The following is a 19,821-nucleotide window of genomic DNA, read 5'->3' as shown; positions in this document are numbered from 1 at the left end:
AAAATTGATCTGCCACTAAAAGATTTCCCACCTTGCAATAGGTGACCATGCTTGATCACAAGTCTAGAGTTGCCATGCTGTAGTTTGAGTAGGTATAATCTGATTTATGACAAATTCGAACAGCCCGCTCAACCCACATCCCACCAACGCAGACATCACTTCACCAATCGCGCCGATCCTTGCCCTGAGTAAGGTCGTGCTTTCATCGCTTGATCTGCGTGACGTGTTACAACACGTGCTTGTCGCTACCCGTGAATTGAGCGGAGCCGATGTGGTAGCGATCTGGTTGCTCGATGAACAGGATGAATGGCTAACGAGCGCTGCGGTATTAGGATTAGAAGATCGGCCCGAACACGAACGTCTTTTTCGCATGCGGGTAGGAGAAGGTATCGCCGGGTGGGCCGTCGCTCATCAACAGATTTTGCACATTACCGATCCGGTTCGCGATCCTCGCTATATCCCCAAACTTGATCGACACCCCGCAGTAATACTGGCTATTCCGCTTATCGTGCGCGATCATTGCTTCGGCGCCCTCAGTCTCTCACGATTTACCATTGACTCTTCATTTCGGCGCGAGGTCATCGAGACCATCACAATCTTCGCCGATCTGGCCGCAATTGCTATTGATAATGCCACCACCGCCCAAATGCTGCGCCGGGCGACAGCGCGCGAGCGCATTTTGGCCTATAGCGCCGAAATCTATCAGGCTGAAACGTTGATCATGCGCGAATTGGCTGATGTGTTAGGGGCTGAACCCCGGCTGATCACGACTACCCCAGACGAGCATCTGCTCGATCAGGCTGGCCAACCGGTCACTGAGCATGAGCTTGACCTTTTACGCAAGGAAGGTGCGCTCATGGTCGATCTCCGCTTCAACGGTCTGCCGGCATGGTTGGTCGTGCATGCCCCCGGACGGTACTGGCGCAAAGAAGACGCCGATCTGCTCGCCTTCGCCGCTGCCCAGATGATGCGCGCCCGCCAGCGCGCGTTCGAACAGCGCGCCCATGCCCGTGCCGAGGCGCTCAGCAACTTAGTTGCTCTCACCAACGCGCGGATCGATCAGGCCAGCGTGCTCGACCAGATCCTCATTGAATTGCAACGCTTTGTCAATTTCGACTCGGCGTGCGTCTTTGTTGTCCATGACGAAGAGTATGTGCGCCTGATCGCCCAGCGCGGCCTGCGCAGCAAGGCCGATCAGGTGACACTGTACGCCGGACCCGGTTCGCTGATTAACGACCTGCGCCGGTTAGGAACCGCCATCTATCATCCCGATGTGCAGCGGGTACCCGGTTGGCAGAAAGTGCCCGACAGCGACATTATCCGCTCGTGGATTGGGGTGCCATTGCGAGTTGATCAGAATATAATCGGCGTGCTCACTATTGACAAATGGATGCCTAACAGCTTTACCGCCGAAGATGTTGGCGCTGCGCAAATGTTCGGTGAGCAGGTGGCCGCCGTCATTAATAACGTGCGCTTACTGCGCGAGGCACAAGAACGGGCGCGCCAGTTTCAAGTCTTGCAACAGTTTAGCGCCCGCATTGGCACGCTGCGCAACGTTGACCAATTGCTCGATGAAGCGTCCCAATTACTGCACCGCTCGTTTGGCTATTATCAGGTGTTGATCGGGGTGATTGAAGGTGAACAGATCATGGTTCGTGCCGCGCATGGCCATCTGATGCAAGGCCAATCGCAACAGCACCTCTTTCCGCCCCTGCCGATTACTACCGGCATCAGCGGCTGGGTCATCAGCCATGCTCGCCCGGTGATTGTCAATGATGTGATGCGTGATGAACGGTATGTCCATCACCCTAACCTGCCGGCTACCGCGGCTGAGATGATTGTGCCCATTCTGGTCGACGAGCAAATCTTTGGCATCATTATCATTGAAAGTGCGGTAAGGGGCATCTTTAGCCAAGGCGACCTCGACTTGGTGACAGCTATGGCGCACCTGATCGGAGTTACGATCGCGAACCTCAACCATGATGCCGAGCTGCAACGCGCGCGCGAACAGTTGATCGAGCGCGACCGGTTGCGCGCCCTCGGCGAACTCTCCAGCGGAGTCGCTCACGATTTTAACAATTTGCTGGCGAGCATTCTTGGTCATGTGCAGCTCTTATTAGCTGAAGTCGACGATCCCCGTCTGTATGAAGGGTTGCGCGCGATTGAAGTCGCGGCCCTCGATGGCACGACGACGGTAAGCCGCTTACAAGGCTTTGCCCAAACTAGCCGCTCGATGCCGAATAGTCCGGTCGATCTTAATCAAGTCGTCGCAGAAAGTTTAGCCCTGACCCGTCCGCGCTGGCGCGACGAGGCGCAAAGTCGCGGTATTGCGATCGATGTGCGCACTGAAACATCGCCGCTGCCGATTATCGTGGGTGATGCAACTGCATTGCGTGAATTGGTGATCAATTTGGTCTTGAATGCGATCGACGCAATGCCTGAAGGTGGCGCCATAACATTGCGCACGGCGCCGGCGCCCAGCGATATATTGGGTGAACCGGCGGTGATGCTCGAAATCCAAGACACCGGCGTTGGTATCGATCCAGCGCTCCACGAACAGATCTTCGCCCCCTTTTTCTCAACAAAGGGATCCCGCGGCACCGGGATGGGACTGGCACTGGCGCGCGGCATCGTCCAACAGCACGGCGGGCGAATGACGCTTGAAAGTGACCTTGGCAAGGGAACAACCTTCCGCATCTGGCTGCCGGTAGGGCTTCCGCCGCCGATCGAGCAGCCGGCACAGCCTTCCGTTACAGCCCCCACCAGTTGTATCTTGGTCGTTGATGACGAAGAGGCCGTGCGGCAGGTATTAGTCCGCATCCTCAAACGCTTCGGCCATCACGTTGAAGAAGCCGCTTCTGGCGAAGCGGCATTGGCGCAATTCAGGGTTGGACACTATCAAGTCGTTTGCACCGATCTGGGTATGCCCAGTATGTCGGGGTGGGAACTAGCGGCCCATATTCGGCAGATTGACCCCAACGTGCGCATTGTGCTTGTCACTGGCTGGAGCGAGCAGATTGATCCTGAAGAGGCGCGTTCACGCCAAATTGACGCTATTTTGGCCAAACCGTTTACTATCCAGCAGGTGCAGGCAGTGATCGCTAATGTGTTAGCATCCGCATAGCACGGCAGGGCCCGGTTCGGGCCGCAATATCGAACCGAATGCAGGGAAGGTGCTGGCATGTTTCGCTTCTGGTTGCAATCGATTGGGATAGGGCTACGCTGGCTACTGGTGGGTGCAGTGGGATTGGCTGCCATAACAATGTGGGCCGTCGGCCAACCGCTGGCCGAACCAGTGCCTCTCAGTGGCGATGCGCTCATTATTTCAGCTATCACTCCGCTCGATGTTGAGACGAATAGCCAAGTAGCCAATCTGCTGCAGGCCGGCGCAGCGCCAATCGCCTATCTGGCCGGCTCACAGGCCGAACTCCTTGCCACCGATCTGGCCCAACGCGGAGTGCCTAGTGACCGTTTGCAGATCCTGCCCGAACCGGCGGCGTTGCTCCCAACCGCGCAAGCTGCCGGTCACCGGCGCTTGATTATCACTGCTTCACCAGCTCATCGCCTCGCCCTTGTCCGGCAGGCCCAGACGATGGGGTTTGCCGTGACAGTGCTTGAGAGTGGGCCACCTTCTCTGAGTGAGCGAGTTGCTGCAACATTGATCTATTGGCAAGTGGTCATCGCCGGGCAAGCAAACTGATAACGATTATCAGATTTACTCACAAAAACTGATCAATACCGTTGCCCTTCCAAACGCACCAGAATGCGATATATTCCGCTTGCGTCATAACGCAGTGCGTTGGTTATCCACAAAAAACATTTAACACTTTAGTGTTCAATCGGCGTATTGCAACGAGCAAATACAGCATTAGAGAGCGGCAGCGTGCCACTGTATGCGCGGCCTATTGACAAATCGCGAAAAGTATATTACTATTTCTCTACTTTTGCGACGCTACGCTGTTGATAATGTCTTGATTGAATCACAGTGAGAACGCCGGCAAGAAGCTGAAGTGAGGCTGATACTTTGCTGAGACACTCCCCGAACCAGTCAGCTTCGCTTCTTAACCTGCCGACCTCCAGCACCACCACGCGCGTGGCCACAGTCGCTAACTACGCTGGCCGGTTGGCAGACAGAAAGAGGAAAGACGCTCCATGATTGAGCTGAATCACGATCGCGCTGGTGATCTGCTACCCCTCGAACTGCAACGTCTGCGTGAACGCGCTGTTCACCATCGGAGTAGACACCGGCAACGCTCGCGACCATTTGCTACGCTTGCGGCGCATACTCCTACTACGCCAGATCTGCAACGCTGGCTACGTCAACTTCCCTCCCGTTATCTACTCCACTCTGTGGTTGCCCTCCTCTTCCCGGTCGCTCTGCTCCTCGGCCAACTGCCACTGCGCCCGGCGCCGCAGACTCTTACGCCGCCCACCGCTGCACCGGTTGTGGCTGAAGGCGATGTACCCCTGATCATTCTCGGCCCGCTTAATCTCAATTCTGCTCGCACCGGTGACGTAGTAGGCGATCCGCCCCTTGAGGCCGATGAGGCGTTGCCGGTGCCGCTCACGGTGCTCTCGCGCAGCGAACAGACCGCACCCCTGATCGTGCCAGCAACCATCATTGCCGACGTAGCCAAGGTGCGCAATGGCCCCGGCTTGGCTTACGATGACATCGCCCGCCTGACCAGTGGCGCTACGATCGAAGTCGTTGGTCGCTACGGCGAGTGGCTCCAGTTCCGTACCGCCGATGATCCGAGCTTGCGCTGGATCGCCGCTGAATTGGTGAATGTGCCGGAAGCGGTCTTCTATAACCTCAAGCCAGTGGCAGACGGTGCGATTCCGCCACCGCCGCCGCCAAAGGTGGCGAGTGTCCGCGAGGATGGGCTTAACTTGCGCGACGGCCCCGGCACCAATTATGTCAGCATGAAACGCCTCACTGCCGGCCAAGAGCTGACGCTTGTCGAGCAGTTTAACGGCTGGTTCCTCGTTGAGACTGGCGGTTTGTACGGCTGGGTCACGGCTGAATTCCTAAACATTGCACCCGGCGTGATCGAGCGGGTGCCGGTCGCCGCAACCATTCCTGATCCGAACCCACCCTTAGTCGGTGCGGTGATCGAGAATTCGGTTAATCTGCGCAAAGGCCCCGGTTCGGCCTACGATCGCATCGGCGCTGTGAATGCCGGCACTGAGGTGAAGCTGTTGGCGCGGCACAAAGATTGGTACCGGGTTGAGCTTTCCAATGGCACTAAGGCTTGGATCTACGCCGAGCTGCTTCAGGTGACGCCGATGGCTGCTCGGCGCGTACCCTATACCAACGATATTCCGGCCCTGCCCAACCGTAGCCGTCTTGCCAACAGCGGCCCGGTCAATATCCCCGCTAGCGGCGATGTCGCGAGCTATGCGGTGCAGTTTGTCGGCTATCGCTATGTGTGGGGCGGCTCTAGCCCGCTTACCGGCTTCGATTGTAGCGGGTTGACATGGTATGTCTATCGCCAGTTTGGCGTGAGTCTGCCCCGCACGGCGGCAAGCCAGTTCAATACACGCTATGGGGCGCTGATCAGCAACCTCAATAATCTGGCCCCCGGTGATCTGATGTTCTTCGCCAATACCGGCGGTGGTCGCGGTATTACCCACGTGGCCATCTATATCGGTAATGGCCAGATGGTTCATGCGATGACACCTGCCTACGGCGTTCAGATCTCCAGTATCTGGGGTTCGTATTGGACGAGCCGTTTCGCTGGCGCTATTCGCCCGTATCGGTGACACATCGGCGGGGCGATGCGATGCGTCGCCCCGCTCTTTAGTCCGCGCCTAAGGCCGCAATCACCGTCCGCGCCAGATCGATCCGCATCAACCAGTTCCGCGGGTCGGCATCAAAGCGATCGAGCCACGCTTCTACCCCTCCCAACGCCGCTACTTCGTCAAGGTAGCGGTCGAGCGTCTCAAACTCTAACCCTTCGGTTGCGCGATAGCCTAATGCCAACCCGGCCCGTTGCGCCAGCAGTAACCATGTGCAGTCAGCACCGATGCTGTCATCGCGACTCGCTGATACGATCAGTTCCGCCGCCCGCCGTGACAAGCCGCGCGCTGCCGCCATCACATCCCACCCTAAGCCTGTCTTGCGCGCAAACACTTCATTAACCATCGCTTCAGTGACGGTCTGCGCACGCGGATGGCTGGCAAATGCCCGTGGCGTGCGCCCCAAAACGGTCAGGTCGAATGCCGGCAGCTCGGCAAGAGTGGCTGCTAGCTCATCTGGCCAGTACTCGATCCAATGCAAAACCCGGTCGAGATCGCAGAAGAGCAGCCACTCAGCATTAGGAAAAGCGTCCAAGGCGAGTTGCACCGCGCCACGCCGCCAACGGCCCAGATGGAGATGGCCGATCGGATCGGCTGCCAACCCGATCCGCAACGCGATCGCCGCCTGCGCCAACCACGCCTGCGTAGCCGGCACGCTGGTTGGTGTGACCAAGACGGCAATACCAGCAAAATGGCGCTGCAACGCCGGAAAAAGCCGTACCATCTGTTGGTGCAAGCGCCCATCAGGATCGTGATGGGTCGCAGCAAGCACAATCGTCATCAGCGATCCTTTCATCGGCATAAAACGAGCACCCCGCTGATGAGCGGGGTGCGATCGTGATCAGACCGTTAGTGAAGTTGCGTAACAACGTACTGTAAAAGTGAAACTTTCGCGGCGAACCAGTAAACTGTGGGCAAAATTGCTGCTACGATGTCTACTGCGATGAAACTGCGATATTAGCTGCGACGCTGGGCGAATGACAGTTGTAACCTCGTACCGCCGTACTAACGGTCTGATCGTCACCGGACGGGTGGTAAAATGCTAAGCTCTTTGCCGTCCACTCATACTATACCTGCACACCCGCCATCGCCACAATAGTGTGATAGTCCTATCACCTCATCGTGTTGGTACTAGTTTCATATCACCCAAAAGTACCAACCGGCCCTGCACCAGCCTGCGGACACCGGCAGGACTGGCCCGGGCCCGCTAGCCAGCGCTGCGCGCCGCCGCCACAAACCGCCGCACCCGATTGGGATCGACCGGATTAGCGATGTCACCGTCTTGTTTGATGCTGCTGCCCACAATCACGCCATCGGCCACCTGCATAAAAGCGGTGATATTATGCTCGGTGGTGCCACTACCGAGCAAGATCGGCGTATCACCTGCCAACGCCCGCGCCTGCTCGACCTTCGCCAAATCGGGTGCATCGCCAGTCATACGCCCAGAAATGATCAACGCATCAGCACCGAAAAAGCGCGTCCACTCGATATGGGTGGCGAGATCAATGCCGGGAAAGCGCACGGAATGTTTTTTATCAACATCGGCAAAGATCTTGATCGACTCGGCGTGCAACTCTTTGCGCCGGCGCATCAAATCAGCGGCACAGCCTTCATCCCAACTGCCTGCGTCCCAGATGCCGGCACCGGTGAACATACAGACGCGAATGAAACTGGCGCCAGCGGCAATCGCAATGCCGAGCAAGGCCACACCGCCATTATGCACCAAATTAACCCCCAACGGCAACTCTGGAACCGCCTGCCGCACCGCATGTGCGACTACCGCCTGCGCAGCGATGCTTTCGGGTTGCACATGCGGACCGGCGCGAAAGGGGATATCCCACATATTTTCCACAATCAAGCCATCGCACCCGCCTTCAGCTAGCGCCTCAGCATCGCGAATCGCGTGATCGATGATCGTCTGCATCCCATAGCCGGTATAGCCGGGAGCGCCGGGCAACGGCCAGCAATGCACCATGCCGATCACCGGTTTAGCGGTGCGAAAGATTTCCCGTAGATCACGTAGGCGCAGCCGATCGAGCTGCTCTTTCCAGAGTGGTGGCATGGATATCTCCTTTGCGCTGTCGAGAAGGTTACGCCCCTTGCTACGTAATAGAGACGCATACGTCATGAAACCGCTGGCAACAGCAAGCCTGAGGTGCCATGTCTGTACTGGCTCACTACGTCTTGCCAAACTCGCCGCCGGCCAGCAGCTTGGCGATGGGTATGCTTCCCCTCGTCAGTAGCGCCGGCGATTTAGCCTGAGGAATGATCCGGCCACAGGCGCTTGGCAATCGCCGCGCTCAACCGGCTGCGGATCTCGGCGGTAGATGGGATCGCCTCCACTGCGCCATAGCGGGTCGCCGTGAGCGCCCCCACCAAATTCGCCAGCGTGGCGCTTTGCGATACATCAAGCCCATACGCTAGCCCCCACGCATAGGCGGCACTAAAGGCATCGCCGCAGGCCGTGGTATCCACTGCCGTCACTGCCGGCGGTAAAACATCGAGCCGGCGGCCATCGGCGCTCGCCACGCTACACCCTTGCGCCCCTCGCTTGATGGCGACATGGCGCACTCCTGAGCCGATCAGGCTATCGAGCGCCTGCGCCACACTTTGCCCCGGCAACAAGGTGCGCAATTCATCTTCATTCATCGTCAGCAGCCACAACTGAGGCAACAATCGCACAATCAGCCGTCGCGCCACCCGCACCGCCGGTAAACAGAGATCAAGTGCAATCAAGCACCGCTGCTCGATCGCCATTTCCATCGCTTGCAACGCTGCCGAACGCTGAGGATCATCAAGCAGCACGTGCGCACCGACCAACAACATTTGGCTTGACCGGATGAGTGAAGGGGTCAAGGTTGAAGCGTCGCAATAGACATTGGCCCCGCGAAAGCTGAGAAAACTGCGCTGGCCGTTCGGCGTAACGACAATGCCGCAGAGGCCGGTTGCCGCGCTCGGATCAGTCTGCACGGCGCTGATCTGCACAGCGTGCGCGCGGGCTGTTTGTAAGGCAAACGAGCCGGCGAGATCGTTACCGACGCGCCCAATCACATAAGGGATTGCCCCTAGCCGGCCAACCGCAACCGCCATATTGAGCCCGGATCCTCCCCCACCCCAATGCACCGCTGTTGCCGGATTATCATCGTTCTCGCGAGGGAAATGCGGCAACATAAAGCCAAGATCGACATTGATGTCGCCCAGCACCGTCACTACTCGCCGCGTTTCCGCCTCCATTGTCATCCTTTACATGTTGCAGCCAGCTTCGCTTCCGTGTACAATTCTACTCTAGAGTCGGAAAGATGCTGCTGTCAACCCACTACCTGCCGGCTCCGCTTCCTACAGACAGATCGGGCCTTCCACTATGGAAGAGATTCTCATCGTTGATGATAATGAGCAGATTAGCCGCATGTTGGCCTCCAGCGTGCTCCCTGAGTTGGGGTACCGCGCTACTACCGCGCTCACCGGCCAGATCGGCCTTGAGCGGTTACGCGCTCGCCAACCCGATCTTATTTTGCTCGATCTGCAGTTGCCCGATATGAACGGGCTTGACTTCCTGCGCATCTTAACACAAGAACGGATTGATATACCAGTTATTCTCATGACTGCACACGGCTCCGAGATGATCGCGGTCGAGGCGTTTCGACTTGGCGCGCGCAATTATCTGATCAAGCCGTTCTCAGATTCCGAGGCGCGCGAAGCCATCGATCAGGCCCTTCGCGAACGCCGCTTGCAACGCGAACGCGACCGGTTGTTGGCACTCCTGCAGCAACGGGTGCAAGAGCTGACCGTCTTAACCCGCGTTGGCAAATCGGTGACGGCGTTGATGGATCATCGCCAGTTGCTTGACCGGATTGTCGAAGCGGCGATATATATCACCCAAGCCGATGAGGGGTTGCTCTGCGAGCGTGATGAGCAAACCGATAAACTGGTGGTACGCGCATGGCGCAATCCTCCCGGCGAAGCGGCCAAACAACTCGGCTTGGCCGGTTCGTTGGTCGAGCATGTCGTGCGGAGCGGGAAGCCGATCCGCCTGAGCAGCGCCGCCACCGGCGAACCGATCGCGATTACGCCGGCCTTGACGGTGCAAGCCACTTTGCAAGTGCCGTTACAGCTCGGTGATCGGGTGATTGGCGTATTAGTCGTGAATAACCGGCGCACGCATCGCGCCTTCAGCAATAGCGATCAATACCTGTTGGCCGCGCTAGCCGATTACGCCGCAATTGCGATCGAAAATGCCCGGCTCTATCAAGCGGCCCGCAGCAGTGAAGCACGCTATCGCGCGATCTTTGCCAACGCCTCTGATATGGTGCTGATACTTGATGCCGAGTGGCGGATCGTCAGCAGTAACCAAAGCGGCGCCCATATTTTGGGGCAAACTCCAGATGATCTGATCGGCCAACCGCTGCAACGTTGGTGCTTGCCCCAAGAATGGCCGGTTATTGCCCAAACCCTCCAGCGGATCAGCAATGGCGAACCAGCGCAGCCATTTACCGTTTCGTTGCAGCGTCACCTCCACGATATGGCCGTGGTCGAAATGAGCGCGCAACGCCTCGCCGTCGATGCCGAGGAGATGATCGTCTGTATCGGGCGCGATCTGACCGAACGCCGTCGCCTCGAACAGCAACTGATCCAATCGGATAAACTCTCGGCGTTGGGCCAATTGGTGGCCGGTGTTGCCCACGAGTTAAATAATCCGCTCACCAGTATTTCAGGGTATGCCCAGTTGTTGCTGCGCAATCGCTCGCTCGCTGAAGACACTCGCATGGATTTGGAACAGGTGCGGCAACAGGCCGATCGAGCGGGGCGGATTGTACGCAATTTGCTCATGTTCGCCCGTGAACATAAACCCGAACGCTCGGTAGTCCAGATCAACGATGTGATCCAAAGCGCGCTAGCGCTACAGGTCTATCAATTGCGGGTTGATAACATCAGTGTCCAACTCGAACTCGACCCGTCCTTACCCCTGACCATTGCCGATCCACACCAGTTGCAACAGGTCTTGCTCAACCTAATCACCAATGCGCGCCAAGCGATGGCTGAACGCGGCGCCGGCACGCTGACCATTCGCACCGCACTGCGCAACACGGGTGCTGAGCCGCAGATCGAGATTAGCGTCGCCGATAACGGTGTGGGCATCCCTGCGCAACACCTCGATAAGATCTTTAATCCCTTCTTTACGACCAAGCCAGTAGGGCAAGGCACCGGTTTGGGTCTCTCGATCTGCTATGGTATCATTCAAGAGCATCAGGGCCAGATTTGGGCCGAAAGCCGGGAAGGGGTTGGGACGACGATCTTTATTCGGCTGCCACTGGTCGAACCGCACGACGAGATTGACGAATCGCCATCGCCACCGCCAACGACTGAGAGCGGCCCTTGCCAACGGGTCTTGGTGGTTGATGACGAAGAGCCGGTGCGCCGTATGTTGCAGCGCCTACTCGGTGAACTCGGCCATCAGACCACCACCGTCGGCGATGTCGATGCCGCGTTGCAAGAGCTAGCTTCCCATCACTACGACTTGGTGATTACTGATCTCCGCATGCCGCAGAAAAGCGGGTTTGATTTGCGTGATGCTATCAGCCGCACCTACCCCCAATTAGCTGACCGGATCATCTTCATCAGCGGCGATACGCTGAGTTCGCTCAGACCCCAACAGAAAGAACAACTACACGGACGTTTGCTGACCAAACCCTTTTCTATCCCCCAATTGACCGAACTGTTGCGCAATCTTCCCCAGCAGCGAACGATCAATTCGTCTGAACGCCGTTAACGTATGCTATGGTAAGATCAATACCCGGTAGCATTGGAAGCCGGCAACGGGGCCGGCAACGAGCCATGGAACGAGCCATGGGTTGAATACCGGTACAGGAACGACCATGGACCCATTTATCGCCCAGTCCGTTGCCGCGATTGCGGCCGATACGGTCTCAGGCGCGGTAGAAATTGCCAAAAAATGCGCAGAAGTGTTGGCGCGTGCGGTGCGCAGCCGGCCTATGGCAGACCGAGCTGATGTGCAACGCGAGATTCTCACCGTCGGTAGAGCATTGATGCGCAGCCATCCGACCATGGCACCGTTAGTGAATTTGGTAAACGGTCTACTTTGGCGACTCGAAGAGACTCACGATAGTGAAACCGCGCAGCGATTGGTCGATGAAACTACCAACGATTTTCGCCGCCGACTGCATGTCCATGAAGCCGCTATTGCGGAGACCACGCTGCGTCTAATCAGCGAAGAAGCGCGCATCTTGACGATTGGGCGGAGTACAACGGTGCGGGCGGCCTTGCGCCACGCGCAGCGCGCCGGACGGAGGCCGCGCGTGATCTGCACCGAGAGTCGGCCGGCCGGCGAAGGCCGGATGCTGGCTGGCGAACTGGCGGCCAGCGGCATCCATACCACGCTCATTACCGATGCGTCGGCAGCCGCGCATGTGGCGCACTGCCATCTCGTGTTGGTCGGTGCCGACCTGATTAGTGGTGATGGGTTGATCAATCGGGTCGGCACCTATCCGCTAGCATTGGCAGCCCATGCCACCGGCGTCCCGATGTACACGCTCTGCTCGAGTGAAAAGCTGTTACCGCCGGGGTACCGCTTACCGTCGCAACAACCGCTACCGCCCAACCAGCTTTGGCCGGAAGCGCCACCGGGGATCACGGTGCAAACCGCTTACTCTGATCGCACACCGCTCGATCTACTGACCGGGATTATTTCCGAGCGCGGCATTTCGCCGCCGGTTGGGATCGAAGCATGGTTGGCTGCCACCCATCTCCATCCGTTGCTGCGCGCCGATATGGATGAGGCCGGTTAACGCTGCGCAAGCTGGCGATAGAGGGCCAGCGTCTGCGTTGCAGCGGCGTGCCACGAAAACCGCGCAGCCTGTAGCGGCCCGCGCCGGCGTAGCTCAGCGCGGGTTTGTTCGTCATGCCAAAGCTGTTCAATTAGATCAGCCCATGCCGCCGGATCAAGCGGCGGCGCCAGCCATGCGGCATCGCCGACCACTTCTGGGAGACTGCTCGTATCGGCCACAATGGCCGGCGCGCCACACGCCAACGCTTCCAGCGCCGGCAAGCCAAAGCCTTCGTACCGTGACGGATTAAGGTAGATGCGGCAGGCAGCGTAGAGCCAGCGCAGATCGTCGCCGCCGACAAAGCCGATGCGCGTGACCTGATCGCCAAGCCCAAGCTCGCCGATCAGCGCCAAGATCGGCTCGTCGAGCCAGCCGCGCGCGCCGGCCAGTACCAACCGGTAGCCGGCCGCTGGCCGCCGGTCGCAACAGATCCGCAAGGCACGCAACAACGTCGGAATGTTCTTGCGTGGTTCGATCGTACTCACGAAGAGCAAAAAGCTATCGGCGGCCAACGTCTGGCCGTCGATCACGCGCGTCGCGCCGGGAGAAAGGGGCAGCGGGCGAAAATGGGCATCGGCTGCCTCGTAGATCACGGTGATCCGTTCCGGCGGCACCCCCAGCCGTTCAACAATATCGTCGCGCGTCGCCTGTGACACTGCAATTATTGCTTCGGCGCTGGCTGCCGCCTGATAGATCTGGCCATAGTACCGGCGAGCCGCTTGGTCAAGAATATCGGGAAAATAGAGAAAGGCGAGATCGTGAATAGTAATCACCGCCGGGCACGGGCGCACCAATGGTGGAATGAAATCAGGGCTGTGCAGCACGGTGGGCCGGCGCAGCCACACTTCGAGCGGCAGACTGGCTTGCTCGAAGCGGTGATGGGGCGGGGTCAGCAGCCGACTGCGCCGCAAGCCGGGTGCTAGCGGCGACCGGGCACGCACATGTTCGAGCAGGAGCAGCTCTTCACCGGCAGTCAGTAAGGGTGCCATTGCCGTCGTCAGACTACGGGTGTAGTGGGCGATTCCCCCTTGCCGGTACGCATTGAGGCGAGCGTCGATGGCAAAACGGATCATAGAGCCTTCACCGGCGCACAACCATCAGATATCGATTTCTAAGCCATCATACGCAAAGGTCACACCGGGCGGCAAGCTGTAATCGGCCCGATAATCGACGGTATGAGTCATATGCACCAAAAAGGTACGCGGTGCGCCAACCAATTGCGCGACTTCACCTGCCTCGGCAATCGAGAGATGGGTCGGATGCGGCTCGACGCGCAACGCATTGAGCACTAGCACCTGCACCCCGCGCAACTGCTCGATCGCTGCTGGCGGCACAGCGCTCGCATCAGTCACGTAGCCAAGGGGGCCAATCCGGTAGGCAGTGATCGTCCACGTGCCATGGGGCACAGCAATCGGCACAATCGCCAGCGGGCCAACGTGAAACGGCGCCTCAACAGCACACAACGTAATCGCCGGACGTGACGAACCGGTGGAGGTCTCGTCAAACGCGTAGGCAAAGCGTTGGCGCACATCGGCTAAGGTTTGCGGGCTGCCATAGATAGGCATTGCCCCCTGCCGTAAACAAAACGGGCGCAAATCATCGAGGCCGGCCACATGATCGAAATGGGCATGGGTCAACAACACGGCATCGATCCGGCGCAAACCGGCAGCAATAGCTTGAGTACGAAAATCAGGCCCAGCATCAATCAACAAAGCTATACCATGACTCCGCACAAGGGCTGACGTGCGCAGACGATGGTGGCGAGGATCAGGCGAGGTACAAATCGGGCAATCGCAGCCAATGACGGGAACTCCCATCGATGTACCGGTGCCAAGAAAGCGCAACTGCATATCGCCCGCATCAAGATGAATACATGATGAATCCGATCTTACAACGGCATTATAACATGGCTGCTCGACGCGCGCCCCACACCGAGTACCATCGCTTTAGCACCGGTCATAAGGCCATTGCTCTTCTGTCGTATCATGAATATTGGTATGCAACCGTATCGTATATAAATAAACTGTTACCCATTTGCCATCAAAAATGCATTCGCAACAACCGTAACCTGCTTTATACTATTGTTAAGCGACGTGGATCGTGCTAACCTTTCATGCCGCGAGGATTTGTACGTAGCGGCTTTTTCAGCGAAACTCGTAGAGAAGCAATGACGTGATCACAATGCCGTTCGCTGACCGGCCGCACTCATCACCGCAGGTTGAACACCATGCGCCGGCTGATTGGCGAGCTGCGAACGCAGCTTAAGTACCAAATTATCGGCCCCTTCCTCATCCTTGCGATTGTCGTCGCAGTGGTTGGGCTGTCGGTCGTCGCGTTTTTCCTTGCCCGTCAGCAACAAGATCGCTTTGACAACGAGCTTGCCGCCGCCACTCGAACGGTGAGCGACACCTTCTTCGCCCAAGAGCAAGCCAATCTTGACTTTTTGCGCGAAGTCGCCTTTGCCCAACGTAATGACAGCATTGGCGCGCCTGCCGTCGCTGACGCTTTTCGCGAAAATAACAGCGAAGGGTTGCGGATCGCCCTCGAACCGTTCTTCCTCCAAGGCACCCGGCGCAGTGACGTGCGCCTCGACCGATTGATCGCTTTTGGCCGCGACGGGCGCACGATTGCCGACTTCGAGCGCCCGCCACTCGCCACCGATAGCTCGTATATCACCCATGCCTCATTCGATCTGAGCAGCGCATGGTTTACTGCTAAAATCCTCAACGGCGAAGCTGACTCACGCGGCGATAAATACGCTGGCTTGATCCGGTTTAGCAACACCCAAACCCTCTACCTCGCCACTATTGCGCCGGTGCGGCTGGGGAATGACGTCGTGGGCGGCTTGATTGTTGCCATCCGGCTTGATAACCTCCTCAACACCATCGTCCAGCAGGCCCGGCTCGATGGGCTGGTACTGTACGACCTTGACGGCAAGGTGATCGCGAGTTCTTTTGGCAGTCTTGGGCAAACCCCTACCCTGACCGCCGATCTGCTGGCGAAGGTTAAAGCCAATCCCGATCCGTTCGGGCAATCACTCTTTACGGTGGAGCAGATCAACGGCACCGAGTACCAGTTTGCGTATGTGCCTTTCACCATTCGCGGCGGGCGAGCGGGTATTCTGGCGACGGTGCGAACGCGCGAAGAAGTGTTGGCAACGTGGAGTAACATAAGCCCGCTCCTCGCCCTGATTACCTTTGGCTTAGGTTTTGGGATCGCAGTGCTTGGCTTATGGGTGGCGCGGCGCATTACCCGCCCGCTCGAAGAGTTGGCTGAAACGGCAAATGCAGTCGTCAGCGGCGACCTGCAACGGCGCGCGCAGGTCAGTACGCAGAATGAGATCGGGGTGCTGGCGCAGAATTTCAACCGCATGACCGAGTACCTGATCGAGCTGTTGGCACAAGTGCGCACCGAAGCCAGTCAGCGCGCCGCCATTGTCGAAAGCATTACCGATGGCATCATCTTTACCGATGTTCACGGTGAGATTCGCTCGATCAATCGCGCCACCCGCCGATTGCTGGGCATTAGCGAAGAAGCTCCGATGCCCAAGCGCCTGAGCGATCTTCCGCTCGAACCCCTGCAAGAGGGTATTCCCGGTTTTGGTGACCAACGCGCTCAAGATCTCTATGCGCTCGGTAATTATTTTGTTCGGCTTTCAATCGCTGAAGTGCGCGAAGAGAATGGTGAATTGCTCGGCTATGTCGCCGTGCTCCAAGATCTCACAGAGGAGGTGATGGTCGACCGGGCGAAGACCAATTTCATTGGAACGATTTCACACGAGTTGCGTACACCTTTGACGGTGATTCGAGGCAACGCTGATCTCCTGATACGCGGGTTGGCCGGCCCGCTCGACGATGAGCAGAAGACCTTTGTTGAAGCGATCCGGTTGCATGCGAACAACATGACCACCTTGATCAGCAATGTGATTACGATTGCCAACCTCGACTCCGGTTCGCTCAAATCAACCCTTGAACCGATCGAAGTGCAACGCCCGATCGAAGATGCGATCTGGCAGGTGCAAGCCCAGATCAAAGCCAAAGGGTTGCAACTCGAGATCGAGATTCCGAAGAAGCTGCCTGCTGTGCTAGCCGATTTCGATCATGTGCGCACTATTATGACCCAATTGCTCGACAATGCCCGTCGCTATACCAATGCAGGTACCATCACGATTCGCGTCATTCCACAACCTGATGTGATGCGGATTGAAGTGCGCGATACCGGTCGCGGCATTCCGCCCCATATGCACGATCAGATCTTCGAGCGCTTCATTCGAGGGGAAGGCATTAGTGAAGGCATTAATTCCAGCGAACGCGGCATTGGGCTTGGATTAGCGATTTGCAAGCAATTGGTCGAGCGCTTGGGCGGAACGATCGGTGTCGAGAGCGCACCGGGGCAGGGTAGTACGTTCTTCTTTACATTACGTTACGCCAATGATACCGCCAGCCCTGAAAAACCAGCAACCCGCGTGGAATCGGCTGCTTGACGGACGCCAGTTCCGGCGTCCATTGCCATGGCTGATCCTTGCCTCGTTGTTGCTGTTGCTCCTTTTGATCTCCTGCGTCATTAGCCTGATGATCAATCAGGTGGCGCCGCGCATGGAGTGGTTTAGCGGCGACGTGAGCAACAGCGGGCGGGTAGATTATAGTCTGTGGAGCGGCGGCCCCCAATTACCGCCGCTTAATCCCGAAGCGATTGCTTCACCCAACGAAGAACCGACCCCCATCACCACCCCCGGTACCGAACCAGAACCGGAAGTGCCGGTGGCAGTGATTGAGGTGCCAACTGCAACGCCGACCAGTACGCCGACCGTAACTCCGACTGCAACGCCGACTGCAACGCCGACCAGCACGCCGACCGTAACCCCGACTGCAACGCCGACTGCAACGCCGACCAGCACGCCAACCCGGACGACCCTCCCGACCCGGACGGCCTTCCCGACCCGGACGGCCACCCCAATCGTAACGACAACGACGGCGACAACACCGTCGCCGCCACCACCGCCACCACCGCCACCATCGACAAATACCCCAACGGCGACGAACACTCCAACGGCGACACCTACCCGCACGGCTACACCGTCGCCAACCAATACCCCTGTCCACACGGCCACACCTACCCGCACGGCCACGCCTACCCGCACGGCCACGCCAACGCCGACAAATACGCCAACACCTCGACCCGGCGAGTCGATCTTTTTCTTCACAAATGCGAACCTCAGTGTCAATGAGAATGCCGGCGTTTTGACGGTAACGGTGCGCCTCCGTACACCGGCTGAACAGATGGTGCGTGTGCGGTACGAGACAGTGGCCGGTAGCGCCTTGCCCGGTGTCGATTACATCGCTGCAAGCGGGCAATTAACCTTTGCCGTCGGTGAACAGCAAAAGACATTTACCGTTGTGATCATTGCCGATGATCTCTACGAGCCGGCTGAGACGTTTACGCTGCGCTTGCTCAACCCAGAGAACGGTTTTATCGGTATACCCAACACGGCGACGGTGACGATTATTGATACCAGCCCGCCGCCGGAGATCAGCTTCGATAGCGCTGTCAGCATTGCGGATGAAGCGGCTGGCTTGGTTGCGGTGACGGTGCGGCTTAATCGTGTTTCGGCTGTCGATGCCCGCGTGTCGTATACCGTCACTGGCACGGCTTCCTTTGCCGATCACGGCCTCCGTGACGGGACGATTGTGTTCCCAGCCGGGACGCGCGCGGCGCGGTTGCTGATCCCCATTGTTGATGACCCAGAAGCCGAGAATGATGAAACGGTCGTTATCACCTTGAGCTCGCCGGTTGACGCAACGCTTGGCTCGCCACGCACCCATACGCTGACAATTCAGGATAACGATCAAGCCGGCATTGTCCTACAGCCGTCCCTTGTCGATGTGGCTGAAAGCGGGCCAGACGGCGCCTATACTATCCGCCTGAATAGCCGGCCAACTGCGCCCGTCACCATCACGCTGAGCGGTGTACAGGTGATGACAGATCCAGCGATCCTGACATTTACGCCGGCTAATTGGTCTACGCCGCAGACCGTGATTGTGCAAGCGATTGATGATCAGGTCGCCGAACCAACGCCACATCCCGGTTCGGTGTCACATACTTCAACTAGCGCCGATCCGTTTTATCAAGGCTTGAGCCTTCCCACCTTGGCCGTCCGCATTGCCGATAACGATACGGCAGGGATTATCACGTTGCCCTTTAGTTTGACGGTCGCTGAAGGCGGCCCAGCAGTGAATTATCAAGTGAGGTTGGCAACCCAGCCGACGGCAAATGTGGTGCTTGCGGTTACCCCCTCTAATCAGGTGTTGCTTAATGGGCAGCCGATCCCAGCGCCGATCACGCTAACCTTCACCCCTGCCGATTGGAATGTGCCGCAAACGGTCAGTGTCTTGGCGATTGACGACCAAATTGATGAAGGCATTAGTGAAGTTGTCCAGATCGCACATACCGCCAGCAGCACCGAACCGTTCTACAACGGTCTGACGGCAAATGTTGCGGTGACGGTGATTGATAACGATTTGGCCGGGATCGTGTTGGCGCCCAGCAACCTCACGCTGAACGAAGACGAAACCGGCACGTATACGGTGCGGCTCAATAGCCAACCGGTAGCGGCGGTGACGGTGCAGCTAACACCGGAAATTGTCGCGCCGATCTCGCCGCTCGTTCCTAGCACCGGCCAACTGCTGCTCAATGGCCAGCCGACCCTCACCCTCACCTTTACGCCGGCCAACTGGAACACGCCGCAGACGGTTAGCGTACAGGTCATTGACGATCAGATCGATGAAACTCTCGATCCCGCCACTACATACCTTGTTCATGTGCGCCACACCGCCAGTAGCGCCGGCGACGCGATCTATAATGCACTGCCGCCGGTGTTGTTGCCGGTGACGATTGTCGAGAATGATGTTGCCACGCTGATCCTCACCCCCGCCAGCCTGACTGTGGCCGAGGGCGGCCCGGCAGTGACCTACACCGCTCGCCTCGCCACCCGACCACTGGCTAACGTCACCGTGACCATCACGCCCGAAATCGTCAACGCTGTCTCGCCGCTCGTTCCTAGCACCGGCCAACTGCTGCTCAACGGCCAGCCGACCCTCACCCTCACCTTTACGCCGGCCAACTGGAACACGCCGCAGACCGTCAGCGTGCGGGCGATTGACGATAACACCGTCGAGTCTCT

At 58.1% G+C, this 19,821-nt stretch carries 12 protein-coding genes; 7 read left to right on the top strand and 5 right to left on the bottom strand.

The genetic code is table 11. The features are described 5' to 3' along the window. Positions 1–106: 106 nt before the first annotated feature. The 3 genes from Q1A00_RS14240 to Q1A00_RS14230 all read left to right on the top strand — a co-directional run bounded on the left by Q1A00_RS14240 (position 107) and on the right by Q1A00_RS14230 (position 5,763). Entirely contained in the window at positions 107–3,124 is a 3,018-nt protein-coding gene (locus Q1A00_RS14240; protein WP_299757438.1) for a GAF domain-containing protein, read from the top strand. 57 nt (positions 3,125–3,181) lie between these two features. After that, on the top strand, positions 3,182–3,700 hold the full coding sequence (locus tag Q1A00_RS14235; RefSeq protein ID WP_298406524.1) for a hypothetical protein: 519 nt from the start codon (positions 3,182–3,184) through the stop codon (positions 3,698–3,700). A 452-nt stretch (positions 3,701–4,152) separates the two neighbouring features. Beyond that, a complete protein-coding gene (locus Q1A00_RS14230; protein ID WP_298406525.1) occupies positions 4,153–5,763 on the top strand; it encodes an SH3 domain-containing protein in 1,611 nt (536 codons plus the stop codon). Positions 5,764–5,800: 37 nt separating this feature from the next. Here the strand turns inward: Q1A00_RS14230 and Q1A00_RS14225 are convergent, their stop codons facing one another. The 3 genes from Q1A00_RS14225 to Q1A00_RS14215 form a co-directional block, all read right to left on the bottom strand. Continuing rightward, on the bottom strand, positions 5,801–6,580 hold the full coding sequence (locus tag Q1A00_RS14225; protein WP_299757435.1) for a hypothetical protein: 780 nt from the start codon (positions 6,578–6,580) through the stop codon (positions 5,801–5,803). Between the two features lie 426 nt (positions 6,581–7,006). After that, complete coding sequence (locus Q1A00_RS14220; protein ID WP_298406527.1) at positions 7,007–7,861, bottom strand: BtpA/SgcQ family protein; 855 nt, start codon at positions 7,859–7,861, stop codon at positions 7,007–7,009. Positions 7,862–8,052: 191 nt separating this feature from the next. Next, the gene (locus Q1A00_RS14215; protein WP_298408309.1) at positions 8,053–9,033 is read right to left on the bottom strand and encodes a carbohydrate kinase family protein; all 981 of its coding nucleotides are present in this window, start codon (positions 9,031–9,033) and stop codon (positions 8,053–8,055) included. Between the two features lie 127 nt (positions 9,034–9,160). Between Q1A00_RS14215 and Q1A00_RS14210 the strand changes: the two genes are divergently transcribed. Next, on the top strand, positions 9,161–11,566 hold the full coding sequence (locus Q1A00_RS14210) for a response regulator (protein WP_299757432.1): 2,406 nt from the start codon (positions 9,161–9,163) through the stop codon (positions 11,564–11,566). 106 nt (positions 11,567–11,672) lie between these two features. After that, entirely contained in the window at positions 11,673–12,602 is a 930-nt protein-coding gene (locus Q1A00_RS14205; RefSeq protein WP_298408303.1) for an initiation factor 2B, read from the top strand. Here Q1A00_RS14205 and Q1A00_RS14200 read toward each other — a convergent pair. Both Q1A00_RS14200 and Q1A00_RS14195 read right to left on the bottom strand, forming a co-directional pair. Next, positions 12,599–13,714: a glycosyltransferase family 1 protein gene (locus tag Q1A00_RS14200; protein WP_298483300.1), complete on the bottom strand. Its 1,116-nt coding sequence runs from the start codon at positions 13,712–13,714 to the stop codon at positions 12,599–12,601. The genes Q1A00_RS14205 and Q1A00_RS14200 overlap by 4 nt on opposite strands. A gap of 24 nt (positions 13,715–13,738) precedes the next feature. Continuing rightward, entirely contained in the window at positions 13,739–14,491 is a 753-nt protein-coding gene (locus Q1A00_RS14195; protein ID WP_298408296.1) for an MBL fold metallo-hydrolase, read from the bottom strand. 377 nt (positions 14,492–14,868) lie between these two features. Here Q1A00_RS14195 and Q1A00_RS14190 point away from each other — a divergent pair, with 377 nt between their 5' ends. Both Q1A00_RS14190 and Q1A00_RS14185 read left to right on the top strand, forming a co-directional pair. Continuing rightward, a complete protein-coding gene (locus tag Q1A00_RS14190) occupies positions 14,869–17,124 on the top strand; it encodes an ATP-binding protein (RefSeq protein WP_298408288.1) in 2,256 nt (751 codons plus the stop codon). Continuing rightward, positions 17,072–19,821: Calx-beta domain-containing protein (locus Q1A00_RS14185; RefSeq protein ID WP_299757429.1), on the top strand; the 2,750-nt coding region annotated here is incomplete at its 3' end. The genes Q1A00_RS14190 and Q1A00_RS14185, both read left to right, overlap by 53 nt.

Source organism: uncultured Chloroflexus sp. (assembly GCF_938091255.1).
Lineage (GTDB): Bacteria > Chloroflexota > Chloroflexia > Chloroflexales > Chloroflexaceae > Chloroflexus.
Note: the sequence above shows the minus strand (reverse complement) of the source record. Positions and strands in the feature narration are given on the sequence as shown.

What these genes read in the sequence shown, in the direction of transcription:
- Q1A00_RS14215 (WP_298408309.1), bottom strand. Translation starts at nt 9,033, where the DNA reads ATGGAGGCGGAAACGCGGCGAGTAGTGACGGTGCTGGGCGACATCAAT.
- Q1A00_RS14220 (WP_298406527.1), bottom strand. Translation starts at nt 7,861, where the DNA reads ATGCCACCACTCTGGAAAGAGCAGCTCGATCGGCTGCGCCTACGTGAT.
- Q1A00_RS14200 (WP_298483300.1), bottom strand. Translation starts at nt 13,714, where the DNA reads ATGATCCGTTTTGCCATCGACGCTCGCCTCAATGCGTACCGGCAAGGG.
- Q1A00_RS14225 (WP_299757435.1), bottom strand. Translation starts at nt 6,580, where the DNA reads ATGACGATTGTGCTTGCTGCGACCCATCACGATCCTGATGGGCGCTTG.
- Q1A00_RS14235 (WP_298406524.1), top strand. Translation starts at nt 3,182, where the DNA reads ATGTTTCGCTTCTGGTTGCAATCGATTGGGATAGGGCTACGCTGGCTA.
- Q1A00_RS14240 (WP_299757438.1), top strand. Translation starts at nt 107, where the DNA reads ATGACAAATTCGAACAGCCCGCTCAACCCACATCCCACCAACGCAGAC.
- Q1A00_RS14205 (WP_298408303.1), top strand. Translation starts at nt 11,673, where the DNA reads ATGGACCCATTTATCGCCCAGTCCGTTGCCGCGATTGCGGCCGATACG.
- Q1A00_RS14230 (WP_298406525.1), top strand. Translation starts at nt 4,153, where the DNA reads ATGATTGAGCTGAATCACGATCGCGCTGGTGATCTGCTACCCCTCGAA.
- Q1A00_RS14190 (WP_298408288.1), top strand. Translation starts at nt 14,869, where the DNA reads ATGCGCCGGCTGATTGGCGAGCTGCGAACGCAGCTTAAGTACCAAATT.
- Q1A00_RS14210 (WP_299757432.1), top strand. Translation starts at nt 9,161, where the DNA reads ATGGAAGAGATTCTCATCGTTGATGATAATGAGCAGATTAGCCGCATG.
- Q1A00_RS14195 (WP_298408296.1), bottom strand. Translation starts at nt 14,491, where the DNA reads ATGCAGTTGCGCTTTCTTGGCACCGGTACATCGATGGGAGTTCCCGTC.